Source organism: Streptomyces sp. NBC_00203 (genome assembly GCF_045206325.1).
Lineage (GTDB): Bacteria > Actinomycetota > Actinomycetes > Streptomycetales > Streptomycetaceae > Streptomyces > Streptomyces lutosisoli.
The window spans coordinates 2,625,345-2,643,465 of sequence record NZ_CP108126.1 but is presented as its reverse complement, the minus strand read 5'-3'; the positions used below and the strand labels follow the sequence as shown (position 1 = coordinate 2,643,465).

At 69.6% G+C, this 18,121-nt stretch carries 18 protein-coding genes; 12 read left to right on the top strand and 6 right to left on the bottom strand.

The window, feature by feature from the left end:
* Positions 1-37: 37 nt before the first annotated feature.
* Positions 38-988 carry a class I SAM-dependent methyltransferase gene (locus tag OG975_RS12185; protein WP_406329134.1) on the bottom strand — a complete coding sequence of 317 codons (951 nt, stop codon included), beginning with the start codon at positions 986-988 and terminating at the stop codon, positions 38-40.
* A gap of 247 nt (positions 989-1,235) precedes the next feature.
* Between OG975_RS12185 and rpsA the strand changes: the two genes are divergently transcribed.
* The 5 genes from rpsA (at position 1,236) to OG975_RS12160 (ending at position 6,764) form a co-directional block, all read left to right on the top strand.
* A complete protein-coding gene (gene rpsA / locus OG975_RS12180; RefSeq protein ID WP_406329133.1) occupies positions 1,236-2,738 on the top strand; it encodes a 30S ribosomal protein S1 in 1,503 nt (500 codons plus the stop codon).
* A 274-nt stretch (positions 2,739-3,012) separates the two neighbouring features.
* Positions 3,013-4,539 carry a flavin monoamine oxidase family protein gene (locus OG975_RS12175; RefSeq protein WP_406336245.1) on the top strand — a complete coding sequence of 509 codons (1,527 nt, stop codon included), beginning with the start codon at positions 3,013-3,015 and terminating at the stop codon, positions 4,537-4,539.
* A gap of 177 nt (positions 4,540-4,716) precedes the next feature.
* Positions 4,717-5,655 (top strand): PAC2 family protein, encoded by a 939-nt coding sequence (locus OG975_RS12170; protein ID WP_406329132.1) that lies wholly within the window; start codon positions 4,717-4,719, stop codon positions 5,653-5,655.
* Between the two features lie 60 nt (positions 5,656-5,715).
* Entirely contained in the window at positions 5,716-6,333 is a 618-nt protein-coding gene (gene coaE, locus OG975_RS12165; RefSeq protein WP_406329131.1) for a dephospho-CoA kinase, read from the top strand.
* A gap of 50 nt (positions 6,334-6,383) precedes the next feature.
* A complete protein-coding gene (locus OG975_RS12160) occupies positions 6,384-6,764 on the top strand; it encodes a tetratricopeptide repeat protein (protein ID WP_327427934.1) in 381 nt (126 codons plus the stop codon).
* Positions 6,765-6,811: 47 nt separating this feature from the next.
* On the opposite strand, the gene OG975_RS12155 is transcribed toward OG975_RS12160, so the two are convergent.
* Positions 6,812-7,132: a DUF6343 family protein gene (locus tag OG975_RS12155; RefSeq protein ID WP_406329130.1), complete on the bottom strand. Its 321-nt coding sequence runs from the start codon at positions 7,130-7,132 to the stop codon at positions 6,812-6,814.
* A gap of 93 nt (positions 7,133-7,225) precedes the next feature.
* On the opposite strand from OG975_RS12155, the gene OG975_RS12150 reads away from it, so the two are divergent.
* From OG975_RS12150 to OG975_RS12140, 3 genes are all read left to right on the top strand, one after another.
* Positions 7,226-8,212, top strand: a complete 987-nt coding sequence (locus tag OG975_RS12150; protein ID WP_406329129.1) for an acyltransferase domain-containing protein — start codon at positions 7,226-7,228, stop codon at positions 8,210-8,212.
* Between the two features lie 45 nt (positions 8,213-8,257).
* Positions 8,258-8,971: a class I SAM-dependent methyltransferase gene (locus OG975_RS12145; protein ID WP_406329128.1), complete on the top strand. Its 714-nt coding sequence runs from the start codon at positions 8,258-8,260 to the stop codon at positions 8,969-8,971.
* Between the two features lie 459 nt (positions 8,972-9,430).
* Positions 9,431-9,886, top strand: coding sequence for a DoxX family protein (locus OG975_RS12140; RefSeq protein WP_406329127.1), 456 nt, complete (start codon positions 9,431-9,433; stop codon positions 9,884-9,886).
* Positions 9,887-9,950: 64 nt separating this feature from the next.
* On the opposite strand, the gene OG975_RS12135 is transcribed toward OG975_RS12140, so the two are convergent.
* Positions 9,951-10,547 (bottom strand): RNA-binding S4 domain-containing protein, encoded by a 597-nt coding sequence (locus OG975_RS12135; RefSeq protein ID WP_406329126.1) that lies wholly within the window; start codon positions 10,545-10,547, stop codon positions 9,951-9,953.
* Between the two features lie 158 nt (positions 10,548-10,705).
* Between OG975_RS12135 and OG975_RS12130 the strand changes: the two genes are divergently transcribed.
* Together OG975_RS12130 and pip are read left to right on the top strand one after the other, a co-directional pair.
* Complete coding sequence (locus OG975_RS12130; RefSeq protein ID WP_406329125.1) at positions 10,706-11,536, top strand: uracil-DNA glycosylase; 831 nt, start codon at positions 10,706-10,708, stop codon at positions 11,534-11,536.
* Positions 11,537-11,545: 9 nt separating this feature from the next.
* Positions 11,546-12,517: a prolyl aminopeptidase gene (pip, locus tag OG975_RS12125; RefSeq protein ID WP_406329124.1), complete on the top strand. Its 972-nt coding sequence runs from the start codon at positions 11,546-11,548 to the stop codon at positions 12,515-12,517.
* Here the strand turns inward: pip and OG975_RS12120 are convergent.
* Complete coding sequence (locus OG975_RS12120; RefSeq protein ID WP_406329123.1) at positions 12,514-13,191, bottom strand: GntR family transcriptional regulator; 678 nt, start codon at positions 13,189-13,191, stop codon at positions 12,514-12,516. The two genes, pip and OG975_RS12120, sit on opposite strands and share 4 nt — an antisense overlap.
* A gap of 170 nt (positions 13,192-13,361) precedes the next feature.
* Here OG975_RS12120 and OG975_RS12115 point away from each other — a divergent pair, with 170 nt between their 5' ends.
* Both OG975_RS12115 and OG975_RS12110 read left to right on the top strand, forming a co-directional pair.
* Complete coding sequence (locus OG975_RS12115) at positions 13,362-14,855, top strand: NCS1 family nucleobase:cation symporter-1 (RefSeq protein WP_406329122.1); 1,494 nt, start codon at positions 13,362-13,364, stop codon at positions 14,853-14,855.
* A 2-nt stretch (positions 14,856-14,857) separates the two neighbouring features.
* Positions 14,858-15,595, top strand: a complete 738-nt coding sequence (locus tag OG975_RS12110; protein ID WP_406329121.1) for an aspartate/glutamate racemase family protein — start codon at positions 14,858-14,860, stop codon at positions 15,593-15,595.
* A gap of 213 nt (positions 15,596-15,808) precedes the next feature.
* Here the strand turns inward: OG975_RS12110 and OG975_RS12105 are convergent, their stop codons facing one another.
* Positions 15,809-16,216 carry a RidA family protein gene (locus OG975_RS12105; protein WP_406329120.1) on the bottom strand — a complete coding sequence of 136 codons (408 nt, stop codon included), beginning with the start codon at positions 16,214-16,216 and terminating at the stop codon, positions 15,809-15,811.
* Positions 16,217-16,518: 302 nt separating this feature from the next.
* Positions 16,519-17,559 carry a GNAT family N-acetyltransferase gene (locus OG975_RS12100; RefSeq protein WP_406329119.1) on the bottom strand — a complete coding sequence of 347 codons (1,041 nt, stop codon included), beginning with the start codon at positions 17,557-17,559 and terminating at the stop codon, positions 16,519-16,521.
* Positions 17,560-18,121: the final 562 nt, after the last annotated feature.

Sequence of the window (18,121 nt, the reverse complement as noted above, 5' to 3'; positions counted from 1 at the left end):
GCGTGGGCACCCCTTTTCGCACGATCCCTTCGTACGGTCAGTCCCGCTCGCAGACGAAAATCGCCGTCCCCGGGATCAGATTCCCGCGCAGCGGGGACCAGCCGCCCCACTCCTGGGTGTTCCAGGCGGGCCACTCCGGCTCGACGAGGTCGATCAGACGGAAGCCGCCGGCCACGACGTCGCGGACGCGGTCGCCGATTGTCCTGTGGTGCTCGACGTACACCGCGCGGCCCTCCTCGTCCTGCTCCACGTACGGAGTGCGGTCGAAGTAGGAGGCGGAGATGCTCAGCCCCTCGGGGCCGGGCTCGTCCGGGAAGGCCCAGCGGATGGGGTGGGTCACCGAGAAGACGAAGCGGCCCCCGGGGCGCAGCACCCGGCGTACCTCCCGCAGGACGCGGACCGGGTCGGCGACGAACGGCAGCGCGCCGTACGCCGAGCACGCCAGGTCGAAGGATCCGTCGGCGAACGGCAGGGCGCCCGCGTCGGCCTCCACCAGGGGCACGCCCCCGCCGATGCGCAGGGCGTGCTGGAGCTGGCGGTGGGAGAGGTCCAGGGCCACCGGACGGGCCCCCTGGGCGGCCAGCCAGCGCGAGCACTGGGCCGCGCCGGCGCCGATCTCCAGGACGTCTTTGCCCTTGAGGTCCTCCGGCGGGCCGAGCAGCTCGGCCTCCACCTCGTCGAGGCCCTCGGGGCCCCACACGAAACGGTCGTCCCCGAGGAACGTGCCGTGCTCGATCTGGTACTCGTCCGCGTTCCGGTCCCACCAGCCCCGGTTGGCCCGGGAACTCTCCGTGACGCCCGCGTCGCGTCGGGTGGCTTCGGGCTCAAGCGGTTCGGGCTCTTGGATGATCGGCTCCCTCGTCGTACTCTTCCGTCCAACCCGTCTCGGCGTGTCACGGCAGAGGCGAGCTATGGCCCGCGTGGCCTCAAGAGACAGGTCTTGTGCCGGGTATGCGGCGATCCGCCCCGGGTGTGCGCCTTCGCGCATTGACCCCGCCCGGCTGCCCCCGTATGCTACAAGTTGCGCTGCGAGCCTGCGCACCTCAGACGTAGCAGGCTGCGCTCGCATCTGTATGTATGTCCCCTCGGTTTTCGAGGCGCCACCGGCGGTGTTTGTCACAAACGCCGCTCCGGGTTGGGCGCTTCCTTGGCTGTCCGGCCTTCTGCAGAGCGAAACGGGCTCCCGGCGCAAGCAGTACCTACGACTCTCTGTCCGTACCGGAGCCCTTTCCCACATGACGAGCAGCACCGAGACCACCGCCACCACCCCGCAGGTTGCGGTCAACGACATCGGTGACGAGGAAGCATTCCTCGCCGCTATCGACGAGACGATCAAGTACTTCAACGACGGCGACATCGTCGATGGCGTCATCGTCAAGGTAGACCGGGACGAGGTTCTCCTCGACATCGGTTACAAGACCGAAGGCGTGATCCCGAGCCGCGAGCTCTCGATCAAGCACGACGTCGACCCGAACGAGGTCGTCAAGGTCGGCGACGAGATCGAGGCCCTGGTTCTCCAGAAGGAGGACAAGGAAGGCCGCCTGATCCTCTCGAAGAAGCGCGCCCAGTACGAGCGCGCCTGGGGCACCATCGAGAAGATCAAGGAAGAGGACGGGATCGTCACCGGTACCGTCATCGAGGTCGTCAAGGGTGGTCTCATCCTCGACATCGGCCTCCGTGGCTTCCTGCCGGCTTCCCTCGTCGAGATGCGCCGTGTCCGCGACCTCCAGCCCTACGTGGGCAAGGAGCTCGAGGCCAAGATCATCGAGCTGGACAAGAACCGCAACAACGTGGTCCTGTCCCGCCGTGCCTGGCTCGAGCAGACCCAGTCCGAGGTTCGCCAGACGTTCCTCACGACCCTGCAGAAGGGTCAGGTCCGCTCCGGCGTCGTCTCCTCGATCGTCAACTTCGGTGCCTTCGTGGACCTGGGTGGCGTCGACGGTCTCGTGCACGTCTCCGAGCTCTCCTGGAAGCACATCGACCACCCCTCCGAGGTTGTCGAGGTCGGCCAGGAAGTCACCGTCGAGGTCCTCGACGTCGACATGGACCGCGAGCGTGTCTCCCTGTCGCTCAAGGCGACGCAGGAAGACCCGTGGCAGCAGTTCGCCCGCACGCACCAGATCGGTCAGGTCGTGCCCGGCAAGGTCACGAAGCTGGTTCCGTTCGGTGCGTTCGTCCGCGTGGACGAGGGCATCGAGGGTCTGGTCCACATCTCCGAGCTGGCCGAGCGCCACGTGGAGATCCCGGAGCAGGTCGTCCAGGTCAACGACGAGATCTTCGTCAAGGTCATCGACATCGACCTCGAGCGCCGTCGCATCAGCCTCTCGCTGAAGCAGGCCAACGAGGCCTTCGGTGCCGACCCGTCCACGGTCGACTTCGACCCGACGCTGTACGGCATGGCCGCGTCGTACGACGACCAGGGCAACTACATCTACCCCGAGGGCTTCGACCCCGAGACCAACGACTGGCTCGAGGGCTTCGAGGCTCAGCGCGAGGTGTGGGAGACCCAGTACGCCGAGGCGCAGCAGCGCTTCGAGCAGCACCAGGCGCAGGTCATCAAGTCCCGCGAGGCGGACGCTCAGGCCGAGGCCGAGGGCGCTGCCGCCCCCGCCGCCGGTGCTGGTGCGGGTGTCTCGGGTGGTTCGTACTCCTCGGAGTCGGACGACACCTCCGGCGCGCTGGCGTCGGACGAGGCCCTGGCCGCGCTCCGCGAGAAGCTCGCGGGCGGCCAGAGCTGAACCGATAGGTTCCGCTAGGCAGTAGCCAGTCGGTGGGCCGCACCCCTTACGGGGGGTGCGGCCCATCGGTTTTTTGTTTTCGGTGCGCGTGTGCGGGGAGAGAAACGTGGCAGTTACACGAGTAATTCCCGTGCCGTAACAGGGCGTTGCCAGGATCCCCGGGTCATTCAAGATCGTGAGGGGAGCCGAAGTCATGGCAGCACAGCAGCGATCGGGTACGGCGAGCAGGCGCGCCTTTCTCCGCAACGTCGGTCTCACCGGCGGTGCGGGCGCGATGTTCGCCACCATGGGGGCCCTCGGCCTCGCGCCCACCGCTCAGGCCGCACAGCGCGAACAGCCCTTCCGTGCACTGAAGTCGAGCGATTTCACGCTCACCGGGCGCGGCGCCGCCAAGGTCGTCATCGTCGGCGGCGGCATCGCCGGACTGGCGTCCGCATACGAACTGGGCAAGGCCGGCTACGACTGTACGATCCTGGAGGCCAGGGACCGCACCGGTGGCCGCAACTTCACGGTGCGCGGCGGCGATTCGACCACCGACCTCTACGGCAACACGCAGACGGCCCGCTTCGGCGAGGGTCATTACATGAACGCGGGCCCTGCCCGTCTTCCGCAGTGGATGGTCACCCTCGACTACTGCCGCGAACTCGGCGTCCCCATCGAGGTGTTCACCAACGTGAACGCGGACGCGTACATCTACAACGAGTCGACCGGCATGACCAAGCCGATGCGCTACCGCACCGCCAAGGCCGACGTCTACGGCTATGTCTCCGAGTTGCTCGCCAAGGCCACCGACAAGGGCGCCCTCGACAAGGAGCTGACCGCCACCGACCAGGAGAAACTCGTCGAGTTCCTCAAGGACTTCGGCGAACTGGGCGACAAACTGACGTACGAGGGCGGTGAGCGCCGCGGCTACACCACCGTCCCGGCCGCCGCGGGAACCCCAGGCGTGCTCCTCGGGGACGTACCGTCGGCCTCCGAGGTCTTCGCCACCGGCGTCGGCCGCTACTTCTCCTTCGAGTTCGGCTACGACCAGGCGATGCTGATGTTCCAGCCGGTGGGCGGCATGGACCAGATACCGCGCGCGCTGACCAAGGCGATCGGGGCCCATCGCATCCGTACAGGGGCCGCGGTTTCCAAAATCACCGACAAGGGGAGTGGCGTTACCGTCACTTACACCCAGGGCGGCCGTACCAAGTCCATCGACGCCGACTACTGCATCGGCGCCCTCCCGCCCAACATCTTCGCCAAGATCCCGCACAACCTCGGCTCCGGCGTCCAGAGCGCGCTGGAGGCGATCACGCCGCAGTCCGCCGCCAAGATCGGCCTGGAGTACCGCTCCCGCTGGTGGGAGCTGGACCACAACATCTACGGCGGCATCACCGAGACCGACCAGGACGTCGTCCACATCTGGCACCCCTCGTACGGCTTCCACGGCGAGCGCGGCGTACTGATCGGCTACTACAACTACGACGACGACGCCGACTCGTACGCGAAGCTCACCCCCAAGGAGCGCGAGAAGCGCGCGGTGGCCACGGGCGTGAAGATCTACGGCGAGAAGTACCGCACCGAACTCGCGTCCTCCTTCTCGCACCACTGGCGTCAGACGCCCCACCTGGAGGCCGCCTGGCACGACACCCCCGGCGGACCCGACGACGCCCGCTACAAGCCGCTGAACCAGCCCACCGGGCGGATCTACTTCGCGGGCGACTGGCTCAGTTACACCGACGCCTGGCAGCACGGTGCCTTCACGTCCGCCCGCAAGGCGGTCACCGCGCTCCACGCGCGTGTGCTGTCCTCGTAACACGCGTGTGCTGTCCTCATAGCCGTCTGTAAGTGTCTTCGCGGCCGCTTCGGATGTCTTTCCAGCCGCTCGTGGTGGCTGAGAAGTCGGTAAGAGGCAGCGGTGCGGAGCGCGGGCCGGGAATGCCCGCGCTCCGCACCACGTTGTGCAGTACGAACACGAGGAGGAGCGGTCACAGTGCTTGATCCGCAGGGTTTGTACGCATGGGAGCCGAAGGGCCTGGCCGTTGTCGACATGGCACTCGCCCAGGAGTCGGCCGGCCTGGTCATGCTCTACCACTTCGACGGATACATCGACGCGGGCGAAACCGGCGACCAGATCGTCGACCGGGTGCTCGACTCGCTGCCCCACCAGGTCGTGGCCCGTTTCGACCACGACCGGCTCGTGGACTACCGGGCCCGGCGCCCGCTGCTGACGTTCAAGCGCGACCGCTGGACCGACTACGAAGAGCCCACCCTTGACGTACGCCTCGTACAGGACGCCACGGGCGCGCCCTTCCTGCTGCTCTCCGGCCCCGAGCCGGACGTCGAGTGGGAGCGCTTCGCCGCCGCCGTCCAGCAGATCGTGGAGCGGCTCGGCGTCCGTCTCTCCGTGAACTTCCACGGCATCCCGATGGGCGTCCCGCACACCCGCCCCGTGGGCCTCACCCCGCACGGCAACCGCACCGAGCTGGTGCCCGGCCACCGCAGCCCCTTCGACGAGGCACAGGTCCCCGGAAGTGCCGAGGCCCTCGTCGAGTACCGCCTCATGGAGGCAGGACACGACGTCCTGGGCGTCGCCGCGCACGTGCCGCACTACATCGCGCGTTCCCCGTACCCGGACGCCGCGCTGACCGTCCTGGAGTCCATCACCGGCGCGACCGGCCTGGTGCTCCCGGCCATCGCGCACTCCCTGCGCACCGAGGCGCACCGCACCCAGACGGAGATCGACCGGCAGATCCAGGAGGGGGACGAAGAGCTCGTCGCCCTCGTCCAGGGTCTTGAGCACCAGTACGACGCCGCGGCGGGCGCCGAGACCCGGGGCAACATGCTCGCGGAGCCGGTGGACATCCCGTCGGCGGACGAGATCGGCCTCGAGTTCGAGCGGTTCCTGGCGGAGCGTGAGGGCGACGCCTGAGCCTGGCTCCAGGGCTCCCTGTCGGAGGGCCTGTCAGTGGCAGGCCCTAAGCTGCTCCGCATGCTGAAGGTGGGCCTGACCGGTGGTATCGGCGCCGGCAAGAGCGAGGTGTCGCGGCTGCTCGTGGAGCAGGGGGCGGTGCTGATCGACGCGGACAGGATCGCGCGGGAGGTCGTCGCGCCCGGAACTCCCGGGCTCGCGGCGGTCGTCGACGCCTTCGGCGAGGACGTGCTCGCACCGGACGGTGGCCTGGACCGGCCCAAGCTGGGCTCGATCGTCTTCGCCGACCCGGAGAAACTCGCCGTCCTCAACTCGATCGTGCACCCCCTGGTGGGCGCCCGCACTCGCGAACTCGAAAGATCCGCTTCCGAAGAGGCCGTCGTCGTACACGACGTGCCCCTTCTCGCCGAGAACAGCCTCGCACCGCTGTACGACCTCGTGATCGTCGTCGACGCCAGTCCCGAGACCCAGCTCGACCGGCTCGTACGGCTGCGCGGCATGACCGAGGAGGACGCCCGCGCCCGCATGGCCGCCCAGGCTCCGCGCGAGAAGCGCCTGGAGATCGCGGACGTCGTCATCGACAACGACGTACCCCTGGAGGAGTTGCAGCGGCGCGTACGGGAGGTATGGGCGGATCTCGCGCGTAGGGCCCATCAACCCCATCAGCCCCAGGAATAGCGGCCCCCTGCGGGGGCGTTGAACCCTTCGAGTGAGGGAAGGACTCTGCCGTGCCCGAGACCAGCGGTTCGACCGGACGTACTCCGGAGACCCATGTCATCGACTTCCGTGCCGCCGAGCGACTGCTCGAAGCGCGGGACCCGCGGGGCGCGGTGAAGCTGCTCGACTCGGTCATCGGCGCGCATCCGGAGAACACGGCAGCCCGGCTGCTGCGCGCGCGTGCCTTCTTCGCCGCCGCGCAACTCCGCCCCGCCGAGCTGGAGTTCACGATCGTCCTGGAGCGCGAGCCGGACAACGCCTTCGCGCACTTCGCGCTCGCCCGCACCTATGAGCGCCAGCGCCGCCCCGATCTGGCGAAGCGGCACTTCAGACTGGCGGCGGCGCTCGACCCGAAGCCGCAGTATCTGGAAGCGGCGCGCTTCGACTCGTAAGACATGAGCCGGCGGTGAGTGGGCCGTGAGTGCGGGCCCTGAGCCGGTCAGGGGTGGCGGTGCTCCGGCGGCCGGAACGGAGGCCGCTGATCAGCCGGCCGGTACGGAGGCCGCTGATCCGCAGGCTGGTACGGCGGGATGTCCCGGCCCGGCTGGAAGTGCGGCCCCTGATGGATGTGCCACAGGATCATGGTCATGTCGACGGTGACGATCAGCCACAGCACGCCGCAGGCGGCCGCCCATCCCGGCCGCCCGACCAGGGCGAACGCGGCCGTCCCGAAGATCGCCCAGATCAGGCCCCAGAGGCTCAGCCAGAAGCGCAGCCGCAGAGCACTGCGCGCTGTCGTCGGTTCACTGCCCGTACGCATCAGTATCACTACTCCTACTCGGAAACGTACTCTTCGTGGTGCACGTTCACCAAGGGAGAGCGGTCGGATCCACGACCACGGGGGGAGGCGACGGTGCTGCTGGACGCGCTGCGGGCGGACGCGAGACTCGCGGAGTGGCTGAGGGACCTGGAGAGCGAGGGCCCGCCGCGGACGGAAGCGGTGCTTCCGGACGCGGACGAGCTGCCGGACGTCCTGCTCGACCTGACCGTGGCCCACGAGCACATCAATGAACTCGTCGCGCTGCGCGCCCGGTTGGCGGCCGACCCGGAGGCGATGACACTCCTCGCACGCTGCGTCGGCCGCTTCGTCAGGGACATGGGGGAGATAGGCAAGGGCTGGGAGCCACCCGCGTTCCCCGAGTCGACGGGGGAGCTCGGGCGCTGCTTCCATGTGTACGTCTTCATCGCGGCGCTTCCCCATGTGCGCGCGTACCACCGGGAGCACGGCGTCCCGGAGGACGTGTCCCGGCGCACCCTCGCCGACCTCGGCCGCCATGTGGCCGTGCACCACAGACGGCTCGGCACACCCGGGCTGCTGTTCCCCTGGTGGATCGCCCTGCACTTCCACGGCGAGCTCTTCCAGCTGGGCCGACTGCAGTTCCAGCGGGCACGGCTCGGCCGGCGCACGGGCCGGGCCGTCGCGGCGGCGGGACTGGACCTGGGCCCCGGCGACTCCTGCCTGAGCCTGCACATCACAGACTTCCGCGGCCCCCTGACACCCTCCGCCTGCGACCGATCGCTCGCCCTGGCCAGGGACTTCTTCACCCGCCACTACCCCGACGAGCGCTATGAGGTCGCCGTCTGCCACTCCTGGCTGCTCGACCCCCAGCTCAAGCGGTATCTCTCCGCCGACTCCAACATCATCCGCTTCCAGGACCGCTTCGAGCTCGCCTACCAGGACAAGACCCCGGACGACGGGGTGCCCATCGGCTTCGTCTTCGGCGATCCGGAGCTGCCGGTGGAGAAACTGCCACGGCGGAACAGTGTCGAGCGCGCGGTGGTGGACCATCTGCGCGAGGGCGGCCACTGGTATGGCGGGCAAGGATGGTTCGCACTGTAGCTCGCCACTCGAACGAGTGAATGGGGGCGGGGTGGGAACGGGCCGATGAGGGCGGCCCGTTGGACGGGTATGCGGATCGAGAAGCGACAGGGACACGAGGGAACCGGACCCGGTGCCATCACACCGGACGGCTGCGCGGTCGAGCTGTACGCGCGCCTGCCCATCCGGGACGAGCCGGACATCATCACCGCGGCGGTGCCCGCGGGCGCACACATCCTGGAACTGGGCAGCGGGGTGGGACGGATGACCCACCCACTCCTGGAGCACGGGTTCACGGTCACCGCCGTCGACGAGTCGGCCGAGATGCTGGAGCGCGTCCGAGGAGCGCGCACCATACGCAGCACGATCGAGGACCTCGACCTGGGAGAGACCTTCGACGTGGTGATGCTCGCGTCGTTCCTCGTCCACACCGGGGACGCCGACGAACGGCAGTCGATGCTCAAGACCTGCGCCCGCCATGTCGCGGAGGACGGCTGCGTCTTGATCCAGCGAGAGGGGGAGGACTGGCACACCAACGTCCCCCGCGAGCGCGTCGACCCCTCAGGCTTCATCTCCCGGATCACATCCGCGGAGCCGGTGGCCGACGGGGTGAACTCGGTCCACGCGGAGTACGAGTTCCCGGATGCCACGTGGACCCAGACGTTCCTGGCCCGCCCGTTGACGAAGGACGAGTTCGAGGAGGCGCTCGGGGAGGCGGGGTTGCGGGTGGACCGGTATCTGACGGAGGACGGGGTGTGGGTGAGGGCGGTGAAGGGCTGAGCCGTGCGGGCGCGAGCGACGGCGCCCGGAACCCTTCGGCCAAGGCGGGCATCATCCGGCCCGTCCGGCGTTTGAGGACGAAGCCGTTGAGGCCGAAGGGGGTTCTGGGGGCGCAGCCCCGCGCCGTTAGGGGCGCGGGGCTGCGTCGATGTGCGGCTCCGCCGCGTGGGCGCGCCCAGCCCCCACAGCCCCGCACCCAACAAACAACCCCCACCCCCACCCACCCAAGGGGCGCGGGACTGTGTCGATATGCGGCTCCGCCGCGTGGACGCGCCCAGCCCCCACCCACCCGCACCCGACACACAACCGAACGGGGTCGAAGGGGCAGAGCCCCTGGGGGATGGGACGGGTAGGGGCGGCGGGGGCGAGAACAAATCCCCGCCCGCACCGATGAGTTACGGCCCCGCACCCGGTCTACCTCTGTGAAAGCAACAGCTACCGCTCACCCAGGAGACCCCCATGTCCGAGACCACGGCTCCCGCCACCGCCGTCTCCCACATCACCCCCGCCCCCGCCCCCGGCGCCAGCCGCCCCCGCAGCGCCCGAATCTCCCTGACCGCCCTGCAAGTCGTCCTCGGCCTCTTCTACGTGATCGCGAGCGCCCTCCCCAAGCTGATCGCACACCCGTCAGCAGTAGAGGCCTTCGACAAGCTCGGATGGGGCCACACGGGCATGTACGTCATCGGCGCACTCGAACTCGCCGGCGGTATCGCCCTGTTGGTCCCGCTCCTGGACTCCGTGGCAGCGGTGGCGCTCAGCGCGCTGATGGCCGGCGCGTTCATCGTCAACGTCACGGTCATCCACGGCCCGTACGTGGCGACCCCGCTCATCCTGATCCTGCCGCTCGCACTGATCGCGTGGGCCAGGCGCAGCCACACGACCGAACTTCTCCGCCTGGTACGCAGGCGGGCATGACGGCCGTACGAGACGAAGGGCTCCCCCTTTCAGCAGGGGGAGCCCTCGACGTCGTACGGGAGATTCAGGACCGGGAGCCGGACCCCGAACCGGACCCGCCGTGACCACGCTCCTGGACGGAGGAGCCGGAGGAGCCGGAGGAGCCGGAGGTGCCGGAGGCGCCCGAGAAGCCAGGGGTACCGGCGGCAAGCCCCCGCAAGCGCTCCAGGTCGCGCCGGTCCCGCTTGGTCGGGCGCCCCGCCCCCCGGTCACGGATGCCCGCGGGAGCGACGGCCTCGCGCGGCGGAGGCGGCGGACTGTTGTCGACGTAGCACTCGACGGCGACCGGCGCCCCGACCCGCTTGCGGATCACGCGCTTCACGACGACGACCCGCTCCCGCCCGTCGTGCCGCAGCCGCACCTCGTCCCCGACGCGCACGGCATACGCGGGCTTGACGCGCTCGCCGTTCACCCGGACATGCCCGCCCCGGCAGGCGGTGGCGCCCATCGAGCGGGTCTTGACGAGACGTACGGACCAGATCCAGCTGTCGACCCGGACACTCTCGCCGCGCCCCGGACCGGCGGCCTTGGCGGCCTCGGCCGCGCTCACCGTGTCACCGGAGCCGTGCGCACCGCCGTTACTCGTGCCCTTCTTGTCCCCGTCAGCACCCTCAGAAGCCATACCTCGACCTTAGTCCTCCGCGGCGGCCGCACCGGGAGGATTTTCCACGGCCTGGACCACTGCACCGACGACGGCCTGGACCACCGCACGGACCACCCCGGATGCGACCGCCCTCCGAAGCGGCGGGGGCCGTGATGATCCAGTCGTACGGTGGAGGCATGGACACCAGCGGCCCGGACGGCAGGGACCTGGACGCCAGGGGCCTCGCCGAACTGGACGCGCGGGTCACCGGGTGCCGGGCCTGTCCGCGCCTTGTCGCCTGGCGCGAGGAGGTGGCCCGCACCAAGCGCGCCGCCTTCGCCGGCCAGACGTACTGGGGGCGCCCGGTTCCCGGGTTCGGACCGGCCGACGCCTCGCTGCTCATCGTCGGACTCGCACCCGCCGCGCACGGCGGGAACCGGACCGGGCGGATGTTCACGGGAGACCGGTCCGGGGATGTGCTGTACGCGGCGCTGCACGACCTGGGCCTGGCGTCGCGGGGGACTTCGGTGAGCGCGGACGACGGGCTGGAGCTGTACGGCGTACGCGTCACCTCGCCCGTTCACTGTGCCCCGCCCGCCAACAAGCCGACGCCCGAGGAGCGGGACACGTGCCGCCCTTGGCTCGTACGGGAGTTGGAGCTGCTGCGGCCCTCGCTGCGGGCGGTGGTGGTGCTCGGGGCCTTCGGGTGGCAGGCCGCGTTGCCCGCGTTCGCGGCGGCGGGGTGGGCGGTGCCCAGGCCCAGGCCGGTGTTCGCGCATGGGGCGCGGGTCACGCTGGGCCCGGATTCTGTGGCATCGCAGTCCATGTCGATGAGGCCCGTTGAATCGGAGTCGATGTCGATCGGGCCCGTTGTACCGGAGCCGATCGGGCCCGTCGAGCTCTTCGGCTGTTTCCACGTCAGTCAGCGGAACACCTTCACCGGGCGGCTCACGCCCGCGATGCTCCGGGAGGTGCTGGGTACGGCGGCGCAGGCGGCGGGGCTGACGACGCGACCGTACGCGGGTTAGCCTCGCGTGATGGGTGTGTATCCGGAGATCGAACCGTACGACCACGGAATGCTCGACGTCGGGGACGGCAACCGCGTCTACTGGGAGGTCTGCGGCAACCCGCGCGGCAAGCCCGCGGTGATGCTGCACGGCGGCCCCGGCTCGGGATGCGGTGCCTGGTACCGGCGCTACTGCGACCCGGCGGTGTACCGCATCGTCCTGCTCGACCAGCGCGGCTGCGGACGCTCCACACCGCGCGCGAGCGACTACGAGACGGATATGAGCGTCAACACGACGGCCCATGTGATCCGGGACCTGGAGCTGCTGCGCGGTCACTTGGGCATCGAACGGTGGCTGGTGTGGGGAGTCTCGTGGGGTTCGGTGCTGGGGCTGCGGTACGCGCAGACGCATCCGGACGCCGTGTCCGAGCTGGTGCTGACGGGGGTGGCCACCGGCTCGAACCCTGAAGTGGCCATGCTGACCAAGGGACTTGGGAAGATCTTCCCCGAGGCCTTCGAGCGGTTCCTCGCCGAGTTGCCCGAGGGCGAGCGCGACGGAAACCTGGCGGCCGCGTACAACCGGCTGATCGAGTCCCCCGACCCGGAGATGCGGGCGCGGGCGGCACGCGCCTGGACCGACTGGGAGACGGCGATCGTTCCCGCGCCACCGCGGTCCGTGGAGCGCTACGAGGACCCGGCCTTCCGCATGGGCTTCGCCCGCACGGTCACGCACTACTTCGGCAACGACCACTTCCTGGGGGAGGGGAACGACGAGGGCGTCGTCCTCCGGGACGCACCGCTACTCAAGGGCATCCCCGGGACCCTTGTCCAGGGCAGCCTCGACCTGGGGAATCTGCTGGGCATCGTGTGGCGCCTCCACCATGCCTGGCCCGGCAGCGAGTTGGTCGTCGTCGACGACGCGGGGCACAACGCGGGGGCTCCGGGGGTCGTGGACGTACTGGTGGCAGCCACGGACAAGTACGCGGAGAGTTGGGCGGGTTAGGGAAGTTCCGCCTCACCGAACAGATGGTGCACCGTCGACCGGTAGTTGGCTTGTACGTGCGCGAGTGCGTGCGCGCGGGCCCGCTCCGGGTCGCCGGATGCGATGGACTCGTACAACTCGCGGTGCTCGCTGAGGAGTTGGGGCCACTCCTCGTTCTGTCGGGTGAGCCAGCGCAGCCGGCCGTCGACCGGTTCCATGACGGAGATGAGCAGGCTGTTGCCCGCCATGGCCAGGATCCGGTCGTGGAAGCGGGTGTTGATGTCGGTGATCGCCTCCGCGTCGTCGGCGTGGGTCGCGGTCGCCGCGCGGTCGAGCAGCCCGGCCAGCTCGGCCAGCGCCTCCGGGGTGGCGCGTGACGCGGCGAGTCCGGCGGCGTAGACCTCCAGCGCCTCGCGCAGTTCGAAGAGTTCGGCCACGTCGGTCGGAGTGAGCCGGCGTACGACGGTCCTGCGCGGCGTCTCGAAGAGTACGAACCCCTCGGCGACCAGCGCGCGGATGGCCTCGCGGACCGGAACCCGGGAGACCCCGAAGCGCTCGGCAAGCTCGCGCTCGACCAGGCGGTTGCCGGGGTGCAGCCGCCCCGCGATGATCTCCTGCCGCAGGGTCGCGAGGACGCGCTCGCGCACCGCGCCCAGCGGCTCTCGCTCCGCGCCCAGAGGTTCGATCTTCGTCATGCTGCCATCTTCGCCGACTCCGGGGGTGTTTTACGGAGCCGTAACTTCAGGGACATCGGTCGGAACGGTTGACGGGGAGACCATGGCGGCAGTTTGGTATACCAAAACACGCCTGCAGGTCGTCCCCCACACTGAATGCAGTCCTCCGCTCCCTCGCCCATGGAGGCCCCGTGTCCCTCGCCGACCGTGCCGAAGCCACCGGCACCCCAGCGTTCGTCCCCGATCCCCGGCTCACCAACGAAGACCTCGCGCCCGCCGAGAAGCGCAACTGGAAGGTCTTCGACCTCTTCGCCATGTGGATGTCCGACGTCCACAACCTCGGCAACTACACGTTCGCCGCAGGTCTGTTGGTGCTCGGCATGAACGTCTGGCAGATCTTCACGTCGCTGCTCGTCGGCTTCGTGATCATCTACGGCGGCATGAACCTGATGGGCCGCATCGGACAGCGCACCGGCGTGCCCTTCCCCGTCGTCAGCCGCATCAGCTTCGGTGTCTGGGGTGCCAACATCCCCGCGCTGATCAGGGCGATCATCGCCATCATGTGGTACGGAATCCAGACGTATCTGGCCTCCGTCGCCGTCAACGTCATGCTGCTCGCCGCCTGGCCGGGCCTGGAGTCGTGGACCCATCACGCCTTCCTCGGCCTGGACGCGCTCGGCTGGACGTCGTTCCTCGCGCTGTGGCTGATCCAGGCCATGATCATCAGCCAGGGCATGGAGTCGGTCCGCAAGTTCCAGGACTTCTGCGGCCCGGCCATCTGGCTCGTCATGATCGCGCTGGCCATCTGGGTCCTCGCCAAGGCCGGCTGGAGCATCTCGCTCACCGCGACCCCGCACCCGGTCTCCGTGGGTGAGCAGTGGCGCATGTGGTTCGGCGCGGTCGGGCTCATCCTGGCCACCTACGGCACCCTGATGCTCAACTTCTGCGACTTCTCACGCTTCGCCCCCAGCTACAAGACCGTCAAGCGCGGCAACTTCTGGGGCCTGCCCATCAACTCCACGGCCTTCGTGATCGTCTCGGTCATCGTCACGGCCGGTTCCATCGAGGCGTTCGGCGAGGCCATCACCGACCCGGCGCTGCTCGTCGCCAAGGTCGGCAACACCTGGGTCCTGATCCTCGGCGCCCTGACCTTCGCCATCGCCACCATGGGCGTCAACATCGTCGCCAACTTCGTCTCCCCGGCGTACGACCTCGCCAACGTCTGGCCGCAGAAGATCACCTTCAAGGTCGGCGGCATGATCAGCACGGTCGCCGCACTGGTCGTGACCCCCTGGAACCTCTTCTCCAACCCCACCGTCGTCAACTACTTCCTCGGTGGCCTCGGCGCCTTCCTGGGCCCGCTGTTCGGCGTGATCATGCTCGACTACTACTGGGTCAAGCGCGGCAACGTCGACATCGACCAGCTCTTCAACGCCCAGCCGGGATCGCGCTACTACTACCGCAAGGGCGTCAACCCCAAGGCGCTGTGGGCGTTCCTGCCCTCGGCGGCCGTTGCCGCGGTGCTCGCGCTGGTGAAGGACTTCAGCGACGTGGCCCCGTACTCCTGGTTCATCGGTACGGCGCTGGCGGCCGGCCTGTACGCGGTGCTGTGCCGCTCGGAGCGCGCCGCCACCACCGAGCCCGTCCCCGCCTCTGCCTCCGCCTCCGCTGTCGTGGAGGGCTGAGCGTGCGGATCGTCGTCACCAACTGCAATACGACGCAGGGGATGACCGAGGAGATCGTACGAGGTGCCCGGGCCGCCGCAGGCCCGGGCACCACCGTGCTCGGACTCACCCCGGCGTGGGGACCCGAGTCCGCGGAGGGCTGGCTCGACAGCTATCTCTCGGCGGCGGCCGTCCTCGACACCCTGCGGACGTACGAGGGCCCGTACGACGCCGTGGTCATGGCCGGCTTCGGGGAACACGGCCGCGAGGGCGCGCGGGAGCTGGTGGACGTACCCGTCGTCGACATCACCGAGGCCGCCGCCCATCTCGCCTGTCTGCTCGGCCGCCGCTACGGCGTCGTCACCACGCTGGAGCGGTCGTGCGGGCAGATCGAGGACAGCCTGGAGACGGCCGGGGTGGGGCGCAACTGCGCCGCAGTCGTCGGCACCGGGCTCGGCGTCCTCGACCTCGGCGACTCCCAGCGCACCGAGGACGCCTTCGTGACCGCAGCCGAGCGCGCCCGTGAGGCGGGGGCCGAGGTGCTGGTCCTGGGCTGCGCGGGGATGACCGGACTGCAGCGGGCGGTGGGGGAGAAGCTGGGGCTGCCCGTCGTCGACGGGGTCGCCGCGGCGGTCAAGCTCGCCGAGTCGCTGGTGTCGCTGGGGCTGAGGACGAGCCGGGCCGAAGGCTATGCCAGGCCGTTGCCCAAGCGGCGGACTTGGGGGGCACCGAGGGCGGGGGGCTTGGATCCTTCGGGGTGAACGGGGCAGGGCTCGCCTGTGTCGGGTGGTCGGGCGGGGGCTTGCCTTCGTGGGGGTGATCCGGTTGACGGCTTGCCTCCCCTCGGGGTGGTCTCGGGGACCCGGCGGTGGAGCGCGGGGCGGACCCGCCGCCGACACCATGCGGCTCCGCCGCGCGGGCGCGACCAGCCACGGCGGGCCCGCTGACGACGCACCGGACTTCCGGCGGAGCGCTCAGCCGCGATCCGGGACCACGGCGACCGCCGTGATCTCCACGAGCTGCCCGGTGTACCCGAGGCAGGCCACCCCGATCAGCGTCGACGAATGCGGGCCGATGCTGAGCCCGGAGGCCTCGACGACATCCCAGACGTCGGACAACACCGCCGGCTCACTCCCGACGACATACACGTCGGTCGACACGACGTGCCCCATGTCGCTCCCGACCGCCCGCAGTTGTTCATCGAGATTGGCCAGCACCTGCTCGGCCTGCCGCACATGATCACCCTCGCCGACTATCTTCCCGTCGGTGTCGAGCGGCACGGACCCGGCGAGGAAGGCGACCTTCGTCCCGGCTTCGACGACGGACGCGTGCGAGTAGACGGGCGGCGTGAAGAGGCTGGGGACGGTGATGCGCTGGACCATGGGGCTCCCTGTCGAACGGTCGATGAGCAAGTCGAGGGACAAACGGACAACCTGCCGATCATGCGGGGCCGGGGGCGGCGGGCGCATCCGAATTTGCGGCGCCAGGGGGAGCCGCTGGATGCGCGAAGCGCGGCGGTCGAGCGGATCGACGAGGTCGGCGGGAGGCAGGAGGCGGAGGCGGTCGGCAGGAGGTACTCGGCAGGAGGCGCTCGGCGGTCGGAAGGCGGTGCTCGGCAGGCGTTTGTATGCCCCCGGCCCCGTGGCGAGATCACCGGCATCCGCCCTCCCTCCCCCTCCTACTCCTACGGCACGCCGAAGACCATGGGGTTGGCGTACGGAGTGTTCACTCGCCAACCCGCCTCGCGCGCCACCCGCTCGAAGACCCCGATCTTGTACGCGAGCCCTTCCGGCTCACCGATATCACCCCACCCGTCCGCCTCGGCCCACTCCGCCTCTCCTCTGATCAACGGGCGCCCCCGCACGGCCAGATGCAGCGCGAGGGTCGAGCGCGCGTAGAGCCGTACGGCGTCAGGCTGGTCCCGCATGAGCGCACACCCCTCGGTGGTCTCGCGCAGCCGTAGCCGCCCGCCCTCGCTTCCGGCCACGAGGAGCGGCACCATCTCCCGCGAGCCGCTCGCCGGGGTCGCGGGGCCGGCGGCCACCAGGAAAGTCAACTCCCTTCCGTTCTCGCGCACTTCGTATCGTGGCAAGTACGACAGCCGGGACAGCCCCAGCGCGTGCTTCCACGAGGTGACCCAGAGCCCGCGGTTGAGGTAGTGGCGAACGCTGTTCTGCCAGGTCCAGTACGCGTCCAGCCGGAAACCGTGCAGCCCTTCGGCGCGGCACGCCTCGTACACCGTGTCCAACACCGCCGAGGCGAGGCCGCGGCGCCGCGCCACGGGGTGCACGTACAGAGACCAGACGCGCAACGCCCCCGCGCCCGTGGGCCAGGTGTCGACGGCGACAGTGCCGACGGGCCCTTGCCCTTGTGCCCCATCGCGCCGGTGTTCGTGTCCGTCCTCGTGCCGGTCCTCGGACTTCTTCTCGATGCCGGGGCCCGGCTCGCCCGTCGCGTAGATCCAGTACCTCCTTCGGTACGTGTCCTCGTCGTCGTCCGTGTCCTCGTCCTTGCGAGCCTGCCCGAGCTCGCCCAGCCGGGCCCGTAATTCCTGCTCGCGCGAGGCCGTGAGCGAGTGCGGGTCGACGCATGTGCCCAGGGCGCCCTCGACCATGGATGCCAGGTCCCAGCGTCTGAAGCCGGACCCTTCCCCGAGGGCGACAGGGCGCAGCCCGGGGAAGGCCGCAAGGCGTTCGTGTACACGCAGGGCGAGATCGGCTTTCATGATTTCGGAGCCTAGGAGCGCCTCGGGCTCGCCGGAGTGCGCTCGGGGCACGCTCCAGTGGTGCGTCACCAGCGAGGTGGACCACGTCATTGATCACGCGCTCGCCTTTCGCACTCCTGTGCAAGGGCGGGGTACGCCTCGGCGATGGCCCCGTAGATCCGTCGCCGAAGCAGCGTGACGGCCTCGGCCCGCCCGGGGGACCGCTCGCCGCCGGGCAGTCCGTCCAGGAGCCGTTCGTAGTGGCTCAGCCGATGCCGCAGGTAGTCGACCTTCCAACGGAGGAGCGAGGCGCGGTCGCTGGAATCGGAGGGTGCGCGGTGACCCGAGTCGGACGACGTGCGATCACGATCACGATCACGATCACCTTCACGATCAGGGACAGGGGAGCGGGGATCGGTGCGATCCCGGGAGCCAGGCAAGCCGCGGCCGGCTCCCGGGCTGGTGACACCTCCCGATCGCTGCCCCCACTCCGCCTCCCTCCGGGCCCGGTACTCAACGGTCCGAAGCGCCAACTTGCCCGGGTCCAGGCGCGGCACATCGATGGGCTCCGCCCTGATCCGTT

Bases quoted from the DNA above. Each gene is read 5' to 3' on its own strand.
- OG975_RS12185 (WP_406329134.1), bottom strand. From the start codon at position 988: ATGCGCGAAGGCGCACACCCGGGGCGGATCGCCGCATACCCGGCACAA.
- rpsA (WP_406329133.1), top strand. From the start codon at position 1,236: ATGACGAGCAGCACCGAGACCACCGCCACCACCCCGCAGGTTGCGGTC.
- OG975_RS12175 (WP_406336245.1), top strand. From the start codon at position 3,013: ATGTTCGCCACCATGGGGGCCCTCGGCCTCGCGCCCACCGCTCAGGCC.
- coaE (WP_406329131.1), top strand. From the start codon at position 5,716: ATGCTGAAGGTGGGCCTGACCGGTGGTATCGGCGCCGGCAAGAGCGAG.
- OG975_RS12155 (WP_406329130.1), bottom strand. From the start codon at position 7,132: ATGCGTACGGGCAGTGAACCGACGACAGCGCGCAGTGCTCTGCGGCTG.
- OG975_RS12145 (WP_406329128.1), top strand. From the start codon at position 8,258: ATGAGGGCGGCCCGTTGGACGGGTATGCGGATCGAGAAGCGACAGGGA.
- OG975_RS12140 (WP_406329127.1), top strand. From the start codon at position 9,431: ATGTCCGAGACCACGGCTCCCGCCACCGCCGTCTCCCACATCACCCCC.
- OG975_RS12135 (WP_406329126.1), bottom strand. From the start codon at position 10,547: ATGGCTTCTGAGGGTGCTGACGGGGACAAGAAGGGCACGAGTAACGGC.
- OG975_RS12130 (WP_406329125.1), top strand. From the start codon at position 10,706: ATGGACACCAGCGGCCCGGACGGCAGGGACCTGGACGCCAGGGGCCTC.
- pip (WP_406329124.1), top strand. From the start codon at position 11,546: ATGGGTGTGTATCCGGAGATCGAACCGTACGACCACGGAATGCTCGAC.
- OG975_RS12120 (WP_406329123.1), bottom strand. From the start codon at position 13,191: ATGACGAAGATCGAACCTCTGGGCGCGGAGCGAGAGCCGCTGGGCGCG.
- OG975_RS12105 (WP_406329120.1), bottom strand. From the start codon at position 16,216: ATGGTCCAGCGCATCACCGTCCCCAGCCTCTTCACGCCGCCCGTCTAC.
- OG975_RS12100 (WP_406329119.1), bottom strand. From the start codon at position 17,559: ATGAAAGCCGATCTCGCCCTGCGTGTACACGAACGCCTTGCGGCCTTC.